The sequence below is a fragment of the Synechococcus sp. O70.1 genome (assembly GCF_047462215.1).
GTDB lineage: Bacteria > Cyanobacteriota > Cyanobacteriia > Thermostichales > Thermostichaceae > Thermostichus.
This window is the reverse complement of sequence record NZ_JANSIT010000006.1, coordinates 1-14,302: the sequence shown is the minus strand read 5'-3', so window position 1 is coordinate 14,302 and position 14,302 is coordinate 1. Positions and strand designations below refer to the sequence as shown.

16 protein-coding genes, 1 tRNA gene and 1 other RNA gene are annotated in these 14,302 nt (G+C 59.1%); 4 read left to right on the top strand and 14 right to left on the bottom strand.

Annotated features, from left to right (window positions below):
* Positions 1-10: 10 nt before the first annotated feature.
* The 3 genes from NW833_RS04985 to NW833_RS04975 form a co-directional block, all read right to left on the bottom strand.
* Positions 11-658: a hypothetical protein gene (locus NW833_RS04985; protein ID WP_414394924.1), complete on the bottom strand. Its 648-nt coding sequence runs from the start codon at positions 656-658 to the stop codon at positions 11-13.
* A gap of 60 nt (positions 659-718) precedes the next feature.
* A complete protein-coding gene (locus NW833_RS04980; protein WP_414411754.1) occupies positions 719-1,807 on the bottom strand; it encodes a polysaccharide deacetylase family protein in 1,089 nt (362 codons plus the stop codon).
* A 73-nt stretch (positions 1,808-1,880) separates the two neighbouring features.
* Positions 1,881-2,876, bottom strand: a complete 996-nt coding sequence (locus NW833_RS04975; protein WP_414394926.1) for an NAD(P)/FAD-dependent oxidoreductase — start codon at positions 2,874-2,876, stop codon at positions 1,881-1,883.
* Between the two features lie 119 nt (positions 2,877-2,995).
* On the opposite strand from NW833_RS04975, the gene NW833_RS04970 reads away from it, so the two are divergent.
* Positions 2,996-3,970, top strand: coding sequence for an SPFH domain-containing protein (locus NW833_RS04970; protein ID WP_414409758.1), 975 nt, complete (start codon positions 2,996-2,998; stop codon positions 3,968-3,970).
* A 132-nt stretch (positions 3,971-4,102) separates the two neighbouring features.
* Here NW833_RS04970 and NW833_RS04965 read toward each other — a convergent pair whose 3' ends face one another.
* The gene (locus tag NW833_RS04965) at positions 4,103-4,537 is read right to left on the bottom strand and encodes a tetratricopeptide repeat protein (RefSeq protein ID WP_414411753.1); all 435 of its coding nucleotides are present in this window, start codon (positions 4,535-4,537) and stop codon (positions 4,103-4,105) included.
* Positions 4,538-4,760: 223 nt separating this feature from the next.
* On the opposite strand from NW833_RS04965, the gene NW833_RS04960 reads away from it, so the two are divergent.
* A complete protein-coding gene (locus NW833_RS04960; protein WP_414411752.1) occupies positions 4,761-5,390 on the top strand; it encodes a DUF4384 domain-containing protein in 630 nt (209 codons plus the stop codon).
* A 152-nt stretch (positions 5,391-5,542) separates the two neighbouring features.
* On the opposite strand, the gene NW833_RS04955 is transcribed toward NW833_RS04960, so the two are convergent.
* The 5 genes from NW833_RS04955 to NW833_RS04935 all read right to left on the bottom strand — a co-directional run bounded on the left by NW833_RS04955 (position 5,543) and on the right by NW833_RS04935 (position 10,409).
* Positions 5,543-5,878: a TMEM14 family protein gene (locus tag NW833_RS04955; protein WP_414394932.1), complete on the bottom strand. Its 336-nt coding sequence runs from the start codon at positions 5,876-5,878 to the stop codon at positions 5,543-5,545.
* Positions 5,879-5,905: 27 nt separating this feature from the next.
* Positions 5,906-6,112, bottom strand: coding sequence for a hypothetical protein (locus NW833_RS04950; RefSeq protein WP_414411751.1), 207 nt, complete (start codon positions 6,110-6,112; stop codon positions 5,906-5,908).
* Positions 6,113-6,816: 704 nt separating this feature from the next.
* Positions 6,817-7,755: a homoserine kinase gene (thrB, locus tag NW833_RS04945; protein ID WP_414411750.1), complete on the bottom strand. Its 939-nt coding sequence runs from the start codon at positions 7,753-7,755 to the stop codon at positions 6,817-6,819.
* 60 nt (positions 7,756-7,815) lie between these two features.
* Positions 7,816-9,027: an ABC transporter permease gene (locus NW833_RS04940; RefSeq protein WP_414411749.1), complete on the bottom strand. Its 1,212-nt coding sequence runs from the start codon at positions 9,025-9,027 to the stop codon at positions 7,816-7,818.
* The gene (locus NW833_RS04935) at positions 9,024-10,409 is read right to left on the bottom strand and encodes an efflux RND transporter periplasmic adaptor subunit (RefSeq protein WP_414411748.1); all 1,386 of its coding nucleotides are present in this window, start codon (positions 10,407-10,409) and stop codon (positions 9,024-9,026) included. Before NW833_RS04935 ends, NW833_RS04940 begins: the two co-directional genes overlap by 4 nt.
* A 160-nt stretch (positions 10,410-10,569) precedes the next feature.
* Here NW833_RS04935 and rplS point away from each other — a divergent pair, with 160 nt between their 5' ends.
* Positions 10,570-10,953, top strand: coding sequence for a 50S ribosomal protein L19 (rplS, locus tag NW833_RS04930; RefSeq protein WP_414394941.1), 384 nt, complete (start codon positions 10,570-10,572; stop codon positions 10,951-10,953).
* Positions 10,954-10,999: 46 nt separating this feature from the next.
* Positions 11,000-11,072: transfer RNA gene (locus tag NW833_RS04925), tRNA-Trp, on the top strand.
* 52 nt (positions 11,073-11,124) lie between these two features.
* Here the strand turns inward: NW833_RS04925 and NW833_RS04920 are convergent.
* The 5 genes from NW833_RS04920 to NW833_RS04900 form a co-directional block, all read right to left on the bottom strand.
* A complete protein-coding gene (locus tag NW833_RS04920) occupies positions 11,125-11,538 on the bottom strand; it encodes a hypothetical protein (protein WP_414411747.1) in 414 nt (137 codons plus the stop codon).
* Between the two features lie 45 nt (positions 11,539-11,583).
* Positions 11,584-11,681: signal recognition particle sRNA small type (gene ffs / locus NW833_RS04915), an RNA gene on the bottom strand.
* A 53-nt stretch (positions 11,682-11,734) separates the two neighbouring features.
* Entirely contained in the window at positions 11,735-12,451 is a 717-nt protein-coding gene (locus NW833_RS04910; protein ID WP_414394944.1) for a carbon dioxide-concentrating mechanism protein CcmK, read from the bottom strand.
* Between the two features lie 32 nt (positions 12,452-12,483).
* Entirely contained in the window at positions 12,484-13,137 is a 654-nt protein-coding gene (locus NW833_RS04905; protein ID WP_414411746.1) for a hypothetical protein, read from the bottom strand.
* A 48-nt stretch (positions 13,138-13,185) separates the two neighbouring features.
* Positions 13,186-14,302, bottom strand: a 1,117-nt coding sequence (locus NW833_RS04900) for a ribulose bisphosphate carboxylase small subunit (RefSeq protein ID WP_414411745.1), incomplete at its 5' end; no start/stop codon positions are given.

Genomic DNA, 14,302 nt, shown 5'->3' with positions numbered 1-14,302 from the left:
GGCGGGGAGGCTAGAGATCGCGGCGGACAAAGCCATCTCCCTCCCACTGGTAGAGCGTAGCCCGCAAGTCGCGGCTAGCTCCCGGGGCACTGGAGAGGATTAGGATCCCCTGGGGACTGACCCGCAGGCTGGCGTTGTTCAAATCTGTTACGCTCAGCAGCGGCACAAGCCCCTCTGCTCGGTGTTCTAAGATCAGAACCGACCGCAGCAGGCTGATTCCCCCTCGCTCAGTGAGGAGCACCAACTTGGGCTGGGGAGTGGGTGTGATGTCGGTGCGCAGCTGAGCCTCGATTAGCCGACCTGGGATGGGCTCAGCCATGTGGAGCAGACGAAAATCGTACCCTCCTTGATGGTCAAAGCTGAGCACGCGCACCACGGGCTCCACCGTCGGCTGCCGCTGGATCTCAAACACGGCCACCACTCCCTGCTGCGAGGAGGAGAGCAACTGAGCAGGGAACAAGCGCAGGTTTTCCCCACGATTGCCGCGGATAAAATCCCACCAGATGGACTGACGAAACAGGGCTACAACTCCCTCGCGAGCAGTACTGCCTGCAGAGGCAGCAGGCAATAGCGGCAGCAGCGGCTGGGAATAGGCGGAAGCTGAGGCGACTGGCAGGGCCAAAGCCAAGGCCGCTCCCCCTACTATAAGCTTGCGCATGCTTCCCCCTCCTCCACCAAAAACTGACTGCTCCTTTGGATTCAACCGTCATCCAGAATATCAGGCAGCATTCTTAGAAGTCGGCCAGGGCAAAAAGCGATAGCCTGCCTCCTCAACGGCAGCCACGATACCTGGCAGGGCCTCAGCGGTATGGGGCCAGCGGTCATGAAGCAGCAAAACTAGCGGTTGTTCCGAGTTCCTGAGCGCCTGCAACTGAGCGCGAACCCGCTCCGCCAGCTGGGCCGGTATTTGGTCGGCATAGGCATCTTCAGGGCTAATGTTCCAGTAAACAACCTGATACCTCGCCTGTTCCAAAGAGTGGCGTAAAGCTGGATCTAGGCGAAAGCCCCCCGGTGGCCGAACAATCAGCTGAGGATCCAAGCCCAGCCTCTTCATCAGCTCGGTTGTCTGCTCCACCTCGGCATAAAATATCTCGTTGCTGCTGTAGAGACGTCGATAATCATGAGTAAAGGTATGGTTGGCTATCGTGTGGTGGTGAGCTTGAATGGACTGGGCCAACTCTGGAAATTGGGAAACATGAGTGCCGATAAGAAAGAAGGTGGCCGGAATCTGTAGCTGATCCAAAACCTCTAAAAGGCGAGGGGTGGACTGAGGCCAAGGCCCATCGTCAATCGTGAGGAAGGCAGAACGGGCCGGCACCTCCAACAAAGGCCCCAGCACTTCTTCCAAAGGCAGTTGCAAGGGCTGGCTATTTTCCGCTGGGTCGAGAAAGCTAGGATCTGGAACCCAGCCATGCTGTAGAAACACCTGTACATAAGCAGGCGCGGGTGTAATCAACAGACGCCCAGTGTGCTGCTCTTGGTTGCCCCAGTTGAGTTGATAGGGCAGTTCCTTGGCAACCTCAACCCTTGTGGAATGAGTGATTACAGCATAGGGAATGTCGATTAGATAATGCCCGTTCAGCCGCTCTTGATAGACCCAAGCAGCAGAGGGAGCCGATAGATAAATGAGTAGTTCTTGCGGATGGCTGCCTTGCAGAACGCGAACACTTTCAATTGGGAGAACGGGACTGTATCCTAGGGTCGAGGTGAGGTTGAGGTTGAAAAGAGGGCGGGCCCCCGCAGCACAGTAATATAGACCCACCAAGAGGAAAGCCAAAAAAAAGATCACCGCCTTCAGAAAATGCATGGAGTTGCCAAGGTTTTCACAACAACTACAGAGCAAAAGACTATCACCACTCCCTGCAGCAAGTAGGGTAAGCCTAAATTGAGTGCAGGCGCTCTTCCCACTTACGGGGAGGTGAGGATCGGCGGATGTCCCGCCAGATGGCCGTGGCGGCCAGCGCTCCATCAGCCACGGCAATCGCCACCTGGTTGAGGCCCTGCTTCAAATCTCCTACTGCAAACAGGCGCGGGTGGGAAGTGCGGCACCACTCATCGGTGAGCAGGTTCTCCCCTTGCCATGTCAAGCCGGGGATCCCTTTCAAATAGTCGTTGTGGTATTTGGCGCCCATGGCTACCAGGCCAGTAGTAGCCTCGATGTAGGTGCCGTCCTCCAGCTCTACTCCTTGCAGCTGGTGGTTTTCTCCAAGAAAGCGACGAATGGGAGCTTCGTAGAGAGGGTAACCATGATCTGCCAGCTTTTTGCGTATCTCGGGGCCAACCGAGCACAAGCCATGGGTTAACACCGAGATATAAGGCGTAAACCAGTTGAGGACAAAAGCTGTATTAATCCGATCTTCTGAATTGACAATCAATACTGCTTTCTGATCCCGCATTTCATAGCCATCGCAGATCATGCAGACATGTAGCGAGTAGCCTGCATATTCGTAAACATTCTGCATATCAGCCAATTGAGGCAGATAATCAATAATACCTGTTGCCGCAATCAAATACTTGCTGCGAAAAATAGGGTAGACACTGTTGACTTTCCCCACCTTGACCTTGACAGCAAAAAGCTCCCCCTCATCTGTAACATCTTCCACATAGCCCCCTAGATAGTCCACCCCCAAGCTAAGGGCGTGCTCCCTTCCTTGTCGCAACAGCTCTCGTCCTGGCGTGTTTGGCGGCAGGCCCAAATAGTTGCGCAAGTCCTGCATCCAAAAAGAGCGGCCTCTGCCCTTTTCCACCACCAAGCAGCTCAAGCCGTAGCGGGCCAAGTAAATGGCTGCCGACAACCCCCCCGCGCCACCGCCAGCAATAATGACATCGTAAATTTTGTTTAAGCCAACTTCTAGGTTCTTGCTGTTTAGTTTCATCAGAAGGGATCCTCCCGCAGGCTTTCTACTAGATAGCCTTCAGGCGTATCGAGGTGAAGGGATCAGTTCCAGCAACCGTCTAGAATAGGGGCTGAACCCTCTGTCAGGAGAAGAGTCGTATGCCGGTCATCCCAGCCGCCATTGCCCTCATCTTTATCGGCTACCTGTTCAGCTCTGTCAAGATCATTAGCCAGGGCTATGAGGCACTGGTAGAACGTCTGGGTAGGTTTCACCGCAAGCTAACACCCGGCTTGCACGTCATCTTTCCCCCCATCGACAGGATTGTGTTCCAGGAAACTATCCGCGAGAAGGTACTGGACGTGCCGCCGCAGCAGTGCATCACCAGCGATAATGTTTCACTAATGGCCGACGCAGTGGTTTACTGGCGCATCACGGATATGATCAAGGCTCGCTATGCGGTAGAAGATGTGCAGCGAGCTTTGGTGAACTTGGTGCTGACGGCGCTGCGGGCTGAGATTGGCCGCATGGACTTGGATCAGACCTTTTCCTCGCGCGCCGAGATCAACGCCCGCCTTCTGGCCGAACTGGACGAGGCCACGGATCCCTGGGGGATCAAGATCACCCGCGTGGAAGTCAGGGATATTCAACCCTCCAAAACCGTGCAGGACTCGATGGAAAAGCAAATGGCTGCCGAGCGGGAGAAGCGAGCCGCCATCCTCAGGTCAGAGGGGGAACAGCAGGCCAGCATCAACCAGGCGGCAGGGGCTGCCAAGGCCCAACTCCTGCGGGCAGAAGCCGAAAAGCGACAGCGGCTGCTGTTGGCCGAGGGTACAGCAGAGGCCATCAAAACCATTGCCGCTGCCTTGCAAGAACACCCCGAGGCAGCCAACGCCTTGCAATACCTAATGGCCCAAAGCTACATCGATATGGGCCTCAAAGTGGGCAGCAGCCCCAGCTCGAAGGTCATTTTTATGGATCCCCGCTCCATCCCTGCCACCCTGCAAGGGTTGGTCTCGATGGTGGATATCTCCAAGGTTAGCCAGGGATCAAGCTCCCAAGCTTCCGAGGCCCCGCAATTGCGTACCTCGGCGGCATTCTCGTCTGACCTTGAGATTCCTCCACTCAATTCTTAGGATCTCCCCCGGGCCGAAGCCGCTTACGCCCTTCGAGCCGTAGGCTTGGGCCTGCGGTGACCTGGTTTTCCACATTGGCGTCCCTCGCTAGTTGGTAGAGAAGCTGCAACTGGGGTGCGGGCGACAGCCAAGCTAGGGGATCCTGGCCTCCTCATCCCTGCGGCTATGGTAGTTGCGGATCGCCCGCCTGACCAAGGTGAGAAAGGCGTAGGCCCGTTGATCTGTAGGATCCAAGCGCATCACCGTTTGAAAAGCTTCTTCCGCCCGCCGCAGCACCTCAAGATCGATCTGGCCCTCGACCTCTGCTTCCAGTTGGGCCTTTTGCAACAGCAGGGCCCCCCGGTTGTAGTGGGCTGCAACATGGCCGGGATCCGCCGCCACCACCACCTCCAGTTCGGCCAGGGCTGGATCCAGATAGCCGCTCATACCCAGCACCCAGGCCAGCTTGTAGCGAGCCTCTGTATGGGTGGGATCCTCGGCAACTGCCCGGCGAAATGCTTGAATGGCAGCCGGAAAATCGCCCGCCTGAACCGCTGCGATGCCTTCTTGGTAACTGTCGCTGGCCATAGGCAAGGTTGATCCCTGATCTGCAGCTTAGCCCTTTCTAGCTGGGATCTCCCAGTTTTCCCACCCAAATGTGAGAAGCGGTTCAGCGCTTTTCCCCCTGGGCCTGCCATCTGCAGCAAGGGAAACTGCCTCAGCAGGAGATCTGAGATTGCGCGAAGCCCGCTCCAGTAAAACTCTGCCCCTTCCTAGGCTGAACATAGCCACTGAATGTCAGGTGCGAACCATGGACGCCAAACTGCTCTTCCTGCCGCTGGCTTTGGGGCTGTCGGTGGCGCCCACCGCCGCTGTTTTTCCCAAAACGCTGGGCATCTACCCCTCGCTGCCAAGGCTACAACTAGCTGACACTCGCCTAGAAACCGGGGCCCGCTCCATCCTCGTCAACCCTGTGCCTTCCGACTTGCAGGTGACCTTGGAGCTGGATCGGCGCGGCTCTAACCCCATCTACCGGCCTGGCGAGCCGATTCGCCTGACTCTCAGTACCAACCGTGACGCCTACGTCTACCTGTTTAGCATCCAAGCCGATGGACGCACTCACCTTATTTTGCCCAATCCCTTCTCGGGTGGAGAGGAGTTTCTGCGGGCCGGCGAAGTGCGCACCTTCCCACCCCCTGGCGCCAGCTACCGCCTGACCATTGCCCCGCCCTTTGGCCAAGCCCAAGTGTTGGCGGTGGCCTCCCCCCGGCCGCTCAACTTCCAGGAGATCGTTGCTTTTGAAGAGGGTGGATCCTTTGCCCGGGTGCAGGTGGAGGGATCCAGACTAGGCGACGCCATCGCCCGCGCCATCCTCGTCGAGAAGATCCCTGCCCGCGAATGGGCGACCACCACTCGCTTCTATCGCGTCGCTCCTCGCTGAGCTCTCAGCCTAGAGCAAGGACGCCCAGCAGCCCAAACCTGCCCCAAAAAGGCAGCGCAGGCTCCCTGGCAAACACTCCGCGCCGCTGCCGCGACAGGGATAGACCGCCTTGTGGTAGGAAGCTCCTCTAGCTACAAGCTGTGGAAGAATCCTCACCCCCTAGGACTGGGGAGAACCTCAACGAAACTTAAGCCCAAGAGAAGAACAGCCGTCAAGCTCACGGCCAACATCAGACCAGCGGGCAGAAATTTGCCAGTTTTGCGGTAGCGCAAGGCAAAAAGAAGGGATCCCAGCGCCGCCGTCCCTAAGCCCAAGCCTAGGCCCCAACGGGGATCCGCTCCCAGGAGGCCATAGCTAGCTCCGCTGAGAACCGCTCCCACCAAACCTCCAACTAAAGACTTGAGACTTTTGCCTCTTCTATAACCGACCACTCCGCCTACCAAAAGCAGTACCCCGTAGACGAGCAAAGTAATCCGTGCAATCGCCATGACAAGAAAAAAGTTTCCTACCTTGCTTTAGTCCACAACAATTTCGCGGATTAGAGGCAGGCGGAGGGTAATGTAACGGTTGAGAACTGAGGTATCGACCGTGCTGAGGGCATGTCTTTTCTGACAGGCATTCAGGAGGAGATTGACCAAGTCATCGTCACGCTGATTCAGCCAATCCGGTCTGCCGATCTCGCTGACCAAAGACCAGAATTGACGTATCATCTCAGGAGTCATGGCATCGTCCATCGCCTAGGGTAAGGGCTAAACTGCAAGAGTGAACCAGGCTAGCGATCCCATTCTAGGGAAAACAAGCGCTCCCCAGAACCGACATTTCAGCTCCGTCACAACTTAGGATAAGATGTTACGCTTCCCCACAAAGCTCAGCAAACAGCGACTACCTGCTTCAGAAGGCTTCAAGCTAAAACCTCCAGATCGTTAGCTCCAATAGCTACGAAACCATAGCTGGTACAATGACTCCCCTGGCAACTTTTTTTCTCTGTTTTACCTTACTTACCCAATCCTCAGCGCAGCCACCTTCCTTGTTCTGTCAGTCTAGAGCTTCCCCTTGGGGTTTACCCCCATGGATCTTACCTGTAGCCCCGTCTCATCCTCAACTGAATTTGACCCTAAGCCTAGCTCCCCCGGCTTGTTGCTAGAGCAACTGCCTGATGACTACTAGCTGGCGCCGCTAAAATCTCCTCCTGCCGAGCAAGCTGCTTGCCTCCCTAGCCAACAAAGAGCAAATCTGGAAAATCGGGGCAAACAGAGCGCTTGCCTCTTTAACTCCTCCCTAGCCCAGCATGAAGCGCGACTTACGGACTCCGTCCTGCTGACCCAAGAAGGCCTCCAGCTTGCTCTTGCAAGAAGACAGCTCTGCTGTCCGTCCTACCCTTGCCCGCTCTGCTTGGGCTAGCGGTGTGGGGCACCAGGGACGACGTTTATCTCTCAGATAGCTCCTCATCTCTAGAGTGGGTGATTACTCTTCCCCCCTGCCAATCCAAACTCAGGGGTTTCGCTTCTGCCTCGATGCCTAGCTGGGCCCAGGCGCTGACCATGGCCGCTCCTACCCCTTCTCGATCCTCAGGCGCACAGAACGCCAGGAGGGTAGGCCCAGCCCCGCTGATCACCACTCCGTAGGCTCCTGCAGCCAGGGCTGCCTCCTGGACTGCCTTGAAACCAGGGATCAACTCCATGCGGGCCGGTTGGTGCAGCCGATCCTGCAAAGCCACCCTCAGCCAGTCCACCCGCCCCAACTGCAAGCTGCGGATGAGCAGCCCCAGATGGCTGCTGGAAAAAACGGCATCGGCCAAGCTGACGGACTTGGGCAGGATCTCGCGGGCTGCCTGAGTGGAGAGCTTGAAGCTAGGCACCGCTGCCACGATCCCAATGCGCTCGTGCCACTCCACTGGGCAGAACACCCACTGCCCTTGCTGTCCCTGCACACAGAGCTGACAGCCGCCTTGAAGGGCGGGCACCACGTTGTCGGGGTGACCTTCGAGGACAATGGCTAACTGGAGGAGGGTCTCGGAGGCTAGGTTAAGGGATCCAAGGGCATTGGCTCCCAGCAGGCCGCCGACAATAGCAGTAGCAGAACTGCCCAGCCCTCGCGCCAGGGGCACGTTGAGGGTAATCTCAACTTCCACTCCCGGCACAGGCTTGTCCAGCAGCTCAAAGGCCCGGCAGAAGGCGCGATACACCAAGTTGTCCTTGCCCTGGCTGATAGGATCGCTGCCGCGGTAGTGAATGCTGAGTCCAGCAGGGATCTCGCGAAACTGGAAGTGGTTGTAGAGCTGCAGGGCTGCACCCATGCAATCAAACCCTGGCCCCAGGTTGGCGGTAGTGGCTGGGACAATTACCTCTACTCGCTCTTTGACCAAGGGAAAGCTCCTTAGCGAACAGCGGGCACCTCACACCTACTATCCTACAGACGGTGGATCTCAGGCTCTCAGGGCCTCAATGGGATCCAGTTGCGCCGCTTTGCGGGCGGGGAAAATGCCAAAGACCAGTCCAACCCCCGTCGAGAGGGAAAAAGATATGACCACTGCCACGGGATCGACAGTCGTGGCCAAGGGGGTAAACATTCGCACTGCCACCAGGAGGCCGCTGCTGAGGAGGATCCCGGCCACTCCCCCGCTGACGGCAATCAGGATAGCCTCGGCTGCAAACTGCTGCAAAATTTGCCGGCTGTCGGCCCCAATTGCCTTGCGCAGGCCAATTTCAGGGGTGCGTTCTGCCACCGAGATCAACATCACGTTCATGATCCCCACCCCACCCACCAGCAGCGAGAGCGCTGCTGTGCCGCTCAGCAGTACCCGCAGTAGAGTTAAAATCCTGGCTGCCCCATCCAGCAACACTTTCTGGTTGCGGATGACGAAGTCATCTTCTCCTATCAGTTGGTGCCGCTGGCGCAACAGGTTGCGGATCTGGAACTCGGCAGCCGGCAGATCTGCTTCGGAGCGGGCTGAGACAAAGATGGCCGTCAACTCCAGGCCATAGGGAGAGCGCCGTCCAACAAAGCGGTTGGCCACCACGTCTACCGGCAGAAACAGGCGGGCATCGTTGTTGCCAAACACTGTTGGCTTGGGGCGCAAAATGCCGACTACCTCAAAGGGCAAGTTGTTGAGCAGCAGCGTCTCTCCAATAGCGGCGGCGGGATCCAAGCCAAACAGCTCGCGGGCGGACTCACTGCCCAGCACTACCACCGGGCGCTGCTCCTCAATGTCCGCTGGCAAGAGGAAGCGGCCCTCCTCGACCTCTAAATTCAGCACCGACAAATACTCCGGCCAGGTGCCTATGACCTCATAGCGGCGATCCACCCCGCCCCGCACAGCCCGCACATTGACCGCCAGGCTGGGGACAGCTGCCGATACCGCAGGCACTTCCGCAGCAATCGCCCGCAGGTCGTCGAGGGTAAGAGGACGGACGTTGCTGGCATCCGCTAGGCCAAAGCTGGAAGAGAAGACAATCAGCAAATTGGTGCCCAAAGCCCGAAACTGATCCACAGCCAGCTCCTGGGCAGCATGGCCAAAGCCAGCAATGGCTACCACTGCCGCGTTGCCGATGAGGATCCCCAGCATGCTCAAGCCTGTGCGCAAGCGGTGCCGTCGCACCATTTGCCAGGCCATTTTGGCTGCAACCAGAAAGCTCATGGGTGCGGCCTAACTCTCCCACTTCGGCTAGGACGGCGCTCTTGTGGAAGCAAACTCTGCAGGGTTACTCCTGGCGGCAGCGCCGTAAAGACTCGATCCCCCGCCTGCAGGCCGGAAAGGATCTGGGTGATCCCTCCCTGGGTGAGGCCCGTTTCTACTGGCCGATAGACAGGCCGCTGGGTTTGCGGATCCAACAGGATTACCCCCTCTTGGCCCCCCTCCCGCAGGATGGCCACTGAGGGCACCGTGAGGGCTTGGGGTTGCTGCTCCCCGAGAAAATCCACCGAGACGTTCATGCCAATGCGCAGAAAGTCTGCCTCCTGCTCCGGCTCGATCGCGACCCGAAAGACGGTGACCTCCCGCACCACCACCGTGGCAGGGGCAATCCGCTTCACTCGTCCCCGTACCACTCGATCCGGATAGGCCAGGGATCGGATCTCCACCGGCTGTCCCACCCGCACCTGGGCAATCTGCGCCTCCGGCACCTCCGCTCGCACCTCAATCCCCTGGGCCAGCGCCAGGATGGAGCTGGAGGAAGCAGCAGTGGCGTCGGAAGCTGCGGTTGTGGGAGTTACAAAGGATCCCACCTCGGCAAAGCGCTGCACCACCACACCGGAAAAGGGCGCCCGGATCTCGGCCTCAGCTAGGCGAGATTGTCGCTGGGCTAGCTCGGCTTGGGCCTGGGCAATCTGGGCTTGGATCTGCCGCAGCGTTTCTGGGCGGCTACCTGACTGCAATCGCTCCAGCTCTTGTTGGGCAGCTTGCAAGTCCGCTTGCGCTTGTTCCAAGCGAGCTAGGCGTTGATCCAGCTCGCTGCGGGCTACAGCCCCCTCCTGCGCCAGCGCCTGAATCCGTTCCAGCTCCTTTTGGGCCAAACTCACCTGCGCCTGCGCCGCATCCACCCTGGCCTGGGCTGCTGCGATGACCTGGGGTCGCTCGCCGGCTTGCAATTCCGCCAGGCGGGCCTGTAGCTCTTGGATGCGGGCTTGGGCTTGGCGAATGCCGCTAGTTAGATCGCCGTAGTCCATCCGGGCTAGCACCTGCCCTGCCACCACCTCATCCCCCTGATCCACCAATAGCTCCGCCAAACGGCCCGCCTCCCGAGGACCAACATTCACCTGGCGAATGGGCTGCACCTGGCCGCTTACCCGCAGCCGTTGGACTAGATCCACTACCTCGACGGGCACCGTCAACCTTTGTAGGCGCTGTACCCTCTGCTGCTGGAGGTACCGCTGAACCAAGATACCACCCCCTCCCAAGCTAGCCAGCAGCAGACCCAAGAGAATCCAGCCAGTAGGCCACCCTTTCCTAGGGGGTTCGGGCTGGAGCAGGGGTTGGTCTGCAGATTTGGCAGGGGGCAGGGATCCCGTCTGGGGCTTCACGACGTCTCCCGCCTCTCACAAGAGCCTACAATCTAGCCTATCTAGCAAAGAGAGGGGCGCCAACGTAGTCTTGAGCTCCGGGGTCGTCCGGCCCTTCGAGACCTGTACAAAAAGCAGGGGGATTGCTACGATAGTTAGCCGCTGAGAGCGCGGGAAAGCCATGAACGCTCGCATCAACCCCGAGGCCATCCTCCGCCTTGTGGAGGCGGAATACCTGAAGCCGGACCTGCCTGAGATCCACGTTGGGGATCAAGTGCGGGTGGGGGTACGCATTCAAGAAGGTGGCAAAGAGCGAGTGCAAACTTTTGAAGGCACGGTCATTGCCATGCGCCATGCGGGTCTCAACCGCACCATCACCGTGCGCAAGGTTTTCCAGGGCATTGGCGTGGAGCGCGTCTTCCCAGTTCACTCGCCGCGCATCGAGTCCATTCAGGTGCTACGGCGGGGCAAAGTGCGCCGCGCCAAGCTCTTCTACCTGAGGAAGCGAGTAGGCAAAGCCACGCGCATCAAAGCCAAGGAAGATCTCCAGGAGGAGGCCCTTTAAAGCTACAGGGAAACTTGCTAGGCTAGATAGAAAGCTAGTCTCTAGTGCGTCCTTAGTTCAGCTGGTAGAACGTCGGTCTCCAAAACCGGATGTCGGGGGTTCGAGTCCTCCAGGACGCGTTACCTAGAGCTCAAGCTGGCCTTTGCAGTGCAACCTGTATACTCTGCCAAGCTAGGCTTTACCGGCCTCTTTCTTGATCCGCTCCAATTCTGCCTGCAGCTCAGCAATCTGCTGACGCAGTCGAGCTGCCTCTGACAGCTCAATGGCAGTGCTCCCTTCTGCCTCTGCCTCGCCCATATCTTCAATGGTGATTCTGCGGGGGCCACCGGCAGCCTTTCCCTCTTCCTTGCGGTTGACAGTGGCGGCAATAGCGTCCATGTAGGCTCGCGCCTCCTCGGCTCTCATTGCCCCCAGCTCTACCAATTCATCTACTAGAACCTGTACCTGCTTGCGCAGCTCCAGCAGGCGGTCTCTGGCATTCCCAGCCACCTTGGGGACGTTGTCGGCAACTAGCGCCGCTAGACCCATGCCGAAGTAAAAGGCTTTTTGAGCCAAGTTGGCAAGGGGATTGTCTTTTTCAGCCATAGGGTGTGCCCTGCTAGTGCCCGTGGAACCCAGCTGCGGGAAAAGGGCGACCTGGGTTGACGCGCCTGCTCAGAGCATCCCGTAGTGCTGCTATCTTCCGATCCTGACACGGTTTGGGCGTCCGAGCCGCACGGACCCAGGTCTTCCAGTAGCCTAGCATTTTTTTTCCTGCTTGGCTTGCTGTCTAGCGGTGAGCCTAGGGAGTGCCTGGCGGCTCCAAATAGACTGGGATCCGCTCTCCCGCCCTCTCGCTGCGCTGTACCTCTTCTTTCTGAGCTTGAGGGATCGCCACGGGCAAGGTAACCGGCTGAGCAACAAAACAACTGGCCACCGGCAGAGCCTGCTCCAGTTCGTCGAGGGGGCGTGGGATCACGGCCACGGCGTTTAGCTCGCCGATGCGCTCTGCCTCGTACATGCCCGCATCGATGGCAATGGCCACGTTGGAGACCGTGCCGCGAATGATGACCGTACACAAGCCGTCGCCAATGGTCTCGTAGGCGGCTAGCTGCACATCGGCTGTTTTCAGCATTGTGTCAGCAGCCCCCACCATGGCGGGGAAGCCGCGGGTCTCCAGCAGGCCCACGGCTAGGTTGCTGAGGCGGCTGTAGCCCCGACTTTGGGCCAGCTGAGACAGCTTGCTACTGATGGGCAGCACCACCTCTAGGTTGGGCAGGGGCCTTGGGATCACCAGACTGGAGATCTCCTCCTGGTTAAACTGGCGAGCCACTTCAATCCCCTCTTCGATGGCAATGCGCACATCGGCGATGTTCCCCCGCACAATTGCCGTGCAGTAGCCGCCGGAGATCTTCTCAAAGCCAATGAGAGTCACGCCGGCCGACTTGGTCATGGCGTCGGCAACGCGGACAATGACGGGGAAGCTGCGCGTCTGAATAAGGCCTAGAGAGGTGGACATGGAACTCTACTTCCTCGATGCCAGGGTAGCTCTCAGAACCGCCCATCCCGCGAGGAGAGAACCTGACGGTGAGGGTAGATCTTGCCCAACAGCCGCTCCAGCTCGGCACGGCCTGGGATCCCGTTGAGCTTGCCCACCCCCCTCTTTTCTTGCGTTGGCTCTGCCTGCTCCTGAGGGGTTACCTCTGCCTCAGAAGAAGGAGGAGGGGCCTCGGACACCCCTTGGACAGGGGCTGCGGGCAACTCTTGCACCCTCTCTGTCTCTTCTGGCTCTGTCTGGGTTACTCCAGTCGCCTCTTCCTCGCTTCCCCAGGTGGGATCCCCAAGTAGCGAGCCGGGAGGAATGACTGCCTGGCGGAGTATTGAACAGTTGAGCAGCGTGGCTTCCGAGCCAATGCAGGCATTTTCGCTGATGGTGCCTTGCCCAATCACCAGCACCCCCCTTCCCAAAGTAGCCCCCGCCTCCACAACCAGGGATCCCCCACAGGCGTGCAGGATAGATCCCGCGCCAATACAGACGCCCCGCCCGATGTGGATACGGCAGCCGGGATTGGCGCGCAGCAGCACCCCTGGGCCGATGCTTGCCTCCTCCTCTATGTCTACCTCACCACTGACAACGTAGTGGGCTTTACCGCTCTGCACAAGCCAGGCTTGGGACCTGAGGGAGGTGGGCAGAGTGGAAGCCAAGGTGCTTCTCATCGCTAGAGGGCTGGCTGGAAACCAACCCGGAACTCCTCAAGGGGTTTGGATAATCTGCTCCAGCACCCGCCGCTTAGATTTGGGGTCAATGCCCAGCAGGCGCACGTACTCGCCGCGATGTTCCTCTAGGCAGGCCTCCAAGGCTGCTACCACTTGGTCCAATTGCGTGGCTTCAATGGGGCTACAGCTTTGCCAAGAGGAGGTGCGAAAGCGGCGCTTGTCAGCGTGTTCAGTGCCGATGCGGTAGCCCTGGCTAAGTAGTTGCTGGACTTGCGACACCACCTCGCTACTAAGTCGCCTAGGGGTGGAGGGAGGGGAAACTGCAGCCACCGGCGCTCCTTGAGCTGCTGGCGCAAAAGTGGGCGGCTTGCCACTGGGGGTCTGGATGAGGCGCTCATAGACCCGCTTTTTCCCTTTGGGATCGATCCCCAGCAGGCGCACGTAGTGGCCCTGGTGCTCTGCCAGCGCCGCCCTCAGCTCGGCCAACACCTCTGGCCCACGGCTAGCGCGAAGGACCGGCCCGCTCTGCCAAGAGGAAGTTTTGAAGCGGCGCTCGTCGGCATATTCGTAGCCGATGCGGTAGCCCTGGGCTAGTAGCCGGTGCACCTCTTCCTGCAGCTCCAAATCCGGGCTGCTGCTGTCCCCTGCCCCGGAAGCAGAAGTCGTGCTTGTCGCCGCGCCCGCCTCCGCCGGACTGCTGCCCACCTGACCTTTGGGGGTCTGAATCACCTTCTCTAGCACCCGCCGCTTGGCTTTGGGATCGATCCCCAACAGGCGCACGTACTCTCCCGCGTGCTCGGCTAGGGCTGCCCGCACAGCCGTTAGGATCTCCTGGACCGAGCCGCTGAAAGTACCCAAGGTCTGCCACGAAGAAGTGCGGTAGCGGCGAGCATCGGCCACTTCCAGGCCAACGCGGTACCCTTGGGCCACCAGGCTTTGGATCTCCTCCTCCAGACGCCATTCCCCCCTGCTGGAGCCTGGCATAGCCACCGAAAGGCGGCCAGAGGATCCCGAGGGGGTTGCGGGACCTTCTGGGGTTTGGATAATCTGCTCCAGCACCCGCCGCTTGGCTTTGGGATCGATCCCCAACAGGCGCACATAATCCCCCCCCTGTCTCTTATACACAACACCGAGCCCACGAGACGTACAGGAA

Excerpts from the sequence above, each read along its gene's own strand:
- NW833_RS04985 (WP_414394924.1), bottom strand. The coding sequence starts at position 658 with ATGCGCAAGCTTATAGTAGGGGGAGCGGCCTTGGCTTTGGCCCTGCCA.
- NW833_RS04980 (WP_414411754.1), bottom strand. The coding sequence starts at position 1,807 with ATGCATTTTCTGAAGGCGGTGATCTTTTTTTTGGCTTTCCTCTTGGTG.
- NW833_RS04975 (WP_414394926.1), bottom strand. The coding sequence starts at position 2,876 with ATGAAACTAAACAGCAAGAACCTAGAAGTTGGCTTAAACAAAATTTAC.
- NW833_RS04970 (WP_414409758.1), top strand. The coding sequence starts at position 2,996 with ATGCCGGTCATCCCAGCCGCCATTGCCCTCATCTTTATCGGCTACCTG.
- NW833_RS04965 (WP_414411753.1), bottom strand. The coding sequence starts at position 4,537 with ATGGCCAGCGACAGTTACCAAGAAGGCATCGCAGCGGTTCAGGCGGGC.
- NW833_RS04960 (WP_414411752.1), top strand. The coding sequence starts at position 4,761 with ATGGACGCCAAACTGCTCTTCCTGCCGCTGGCTTTGGGGCTGTCGGTG.
- NW833_RS04955 (WP_414394932.1), bottom strand. The coding sequence starts at position 5,878 with ATGGCGATTGCACGGATTACTTTGCTCGTCTACGGGGTACTGCTTTTG.
- NW833_RS04950 (WP_414411751.1), bottom strand. The coding sequence starts at position 6,112 with ATGACTCCTGAGATGATACGTCAATTCTGGTCTTTGGTCAGCGAGATC.
- NW833_RS04940 (WP_414411749.1), bottom strand. The coding sequence starts at position 9,027 with ATGAGCTTTCTGGTTGCAGCCAAAATGGCCTGGCAAATGGTGCGACGG.
- rplS (WP_414394941.1), top strand. The coding sequence starts at position 10,570 with ATGAACGCTCGCATCAACCCCGAGGCCATCCTCCGCCTTGTGGAGGCG.
- NW833_RS04920 (WP_414411747.1), bottom strand. The coding sequence starts at position 11,538 with ATGGCTGAAAAAGACAATCCCCTTGCCAACTTGGCTCAAAAAGCCTTT.
- NW833_RS04910 (WP_414394944.1), bottom strand. The coding sequence starts at position 12,451 with ATGTCCACCTCTCTAGGCCTTATTCAGACGCGCAGCTTCCCCGTCATT.